This window comes from Chitinimonas sp. BJB300 (assembly GCF_002735695.1).
Lineage (GTDB): Bacteria > Pseudomonadota > Gammaproteobacteria > Burkholderiales > Chitinimonadaceae > Chitinimonas.
In genome coordinates, this window is sequence record NZ_PDZH01000278.1 from 1 (window position 1) to 2,036 (window position 2,036).

Annotated in this window: 3 protein-coding genes; all 3 read right to left on the reverse strand. The window is 50.6% G+C overall.

Annotated elements, in window-relative coordinates:
* Positions 1-230: 230 nt before the first annotated feature.
* Entirely contained in the window at positions 231-938 is a 708-nt protein-coding gene (locus tag CSQ89_RS21285) for a ribonuclease H (protein WP_099407957.1), read from the reverse strand.
* 73 nt (positions 939-1,011) lie between these two features.
* Positions 1,012-1,668: a hypothetical protein gene (locus CSQ89_RS21290; RefSeq protein ID WP_099407958.1), complete on the reverse strand. Its 657-nt coding sequence runs from the start codon at positions 1,666-1,668 to the stop codon at positions 1,012-1,014.
* A gap of 16 nt (positions 1,669-1,684) precedes the next feature.
* Positions 1,685-1,882 (reverse strand): hypothetical protein, encoded by a 198-nt coding sequence (locus tag CSQ89_RS21295; RefSeq protein WP_186293416.1) that lies wholly within the window; start codon positions 1,880-1,882, stop codon positions 1,685-1,687.
* Positions 1,883-2,036: the final 154 nt, after the last annotated feature.

The window sequence follows — 2,036 nt, forward strand, 5'->3', positions numbered from 1 at the left end:
TGCCTGAGCATCAAGACGCAGAAGAACCCATTCGCACTTTGCCGCAAGTTACTGATCAACGCCTCCCGCGCGGCTTATGATCAGTTACAGCTGCTTCTCGCAGCTACTGCGTAACATCAGTTAGTAAGACTTATTGCTATGTACTCTCATTCATTGATTCCCCTTTGCGACTGTTAATGGAGTAAATCGATAGTCGAAAAAAAGCCCCGCATACACGAGGCTTATTGGAATTAGGCTGCAAGTAATTCAGGTTCGTCCGTCTCTATAAAGGCTAAGCGGTGGTAGACCATTCGCATGGCTTCCACATCACCGGCACAGTAGGTCAAAATCTCATCGATCCGGCCGGCTTTGTAGTAGTCATATACCTTGCTGCCATCGAGTTCACCTTTGGGTGTCGGAATGCCCAGTGCCTTACAGAGCTTGTCTAGCGATACTCTGCCCCCCACACCTGCAGCATGCGTCATGGTGTCAAAGACACGTTGGTTATCCCAAGGCTTGGCATCCACAGGCCACCACTCAGGCGGGCGAAGACCATTGATGATGCAGCGTACCCATACATAGCGTAAGTCGAACCCAGTGGCGTTGTGACCAATCACTCTAGGTGGGTTGGTGTTGTCCAGTAGGCTTTTGTATCGTCTGTTCAAAAGCGCTAAAAACTTACACAGCACCCCGTACTCGCCATGGTCGGCAATGGTGAAGGGCGCTTCCTCATCAAATGCCACGCCAATGCAGAGGATTTGACCAAACCAGGGATCAAACGAAGTTTTGCGAATGGCTTCCTCTACCAATGCCGGTTTCTTTTCGATTTCCCATTGGGCAATGGATTCGGCCTTGGTGTAGTTGCCTGGCGCCGTGATGCTGGCTTCGATGGTGGCGATGACTTCAGGATCTTGCGTCGGCAGGGTTTCGATATCGAAAAACAATTCAGGTTTGTACATGGCGCTAGCTCAATAAAAACCCCGCACGAGGCGGGGTAGAAGTTGGACGGAATTCGGTCTTTGAGGGGGTTATCTAGAAAGGAATGTCATCCTCGAAATCGTCAAAACCATTCGAGGGTGGTGCGCCATAGCCAGCGCTGTTACTTTGGGGTTGAGCCGTGAGTTTCTTTAGCGGTCGGTCCTTCAGGGCTGCTTTCATCTTGTCCAGTTTCTCCCCCTGGACGACGCGCCCGAGAATTTCAGAAGCCACCAAGTTGCTGCTGCTTTGGAATACGCCATAAATGTCCAGCTTGTTTGCAACAGCAAGGACGCCTTGCTTCATGTATTCCTCAGGTGCTAGTTGAAGTAACAGGCCAATGGGTTTGCCGACCAGATCGAGGTACTGATTAACGTCTTGGAATGTTTTTCCACCCGATGCTGGATCGTATAGCTCGATGCGGGTTGAGCTGGCTTTAATCCCGCGAATTTGAAGGCAAGTCAGAATAGCCTGAAGGATATTGAAACCGGATAACGGTTCTCCATTTCCCTTAAAGGTCCACAGGGTGAGACGGGCCTCTTGTTTATCCGTTGTTTCAAAATGTAGCTCTACCCCTTCTGTGCCCTTCACGGGGGACTTACGGGCAATGGCATGCTTGAAGCTGCCGATGTAAACGCCGGTTGTGTTGATGCGGGCTGATTTCTCATCGGCTTTTTTGGCGGCGGTCGTGTCGAGTTCGTAACTGCGGTACATAGTCAATTCCAGTGGGTTAGGCGGCAACTTTGAGGGTTTCAGCGCGGATGCCGTAGTAATCGCAAATGGCTTCATCTACGCCGGCAAGATCGTTGTCGATCAATGCGCCTTCAAATAAGCCCATGGGTGTCTTTACGGTGTCATTGCCGCTGTTTTGGGTCGTGAATTGATATTGGCCGTCGCGCACCAATGTTTTAAGGACAATAGAAACCATGCTGTCAAACAGCGCCCAATAGTTACCAGCTGATGTTACGCAGTAGCTGCGAGAAGCAGCTGTAACTGATCATAAGCCGCGCGGGAGGCGTTGATCAGTAACTTGCGGCAAAGTGCGAATGGGTTCTTCTGCGTCTTGATGCTCAGGCATTCAA

Excerpts from the sequence above, each read along its gene's own strand:
- CSQ89_RS21290 (WP_099407958.1), bottom strand. The coding sequence starts at position 1,668 with ATGTACCGCAGTTACGAACTCGACACGACCGCCGCCAAAAAAGCCGAT.
- CSQ89_RS21295 (WP_186293416.1), bottom strand. The coding sequence starts at position 1,882 with ATGGTTTCTATTGTCCTTAAAACATTGGTGCGCGACGGCCAATATCAA.
- CSQ89_RS21285 (WP_099407957.1), bottom strand. The coding sequence starts at position 938 with ATGTACAAACCTGAATTGTTTTTCGATATCGAAACCCTGCCGACGCAA.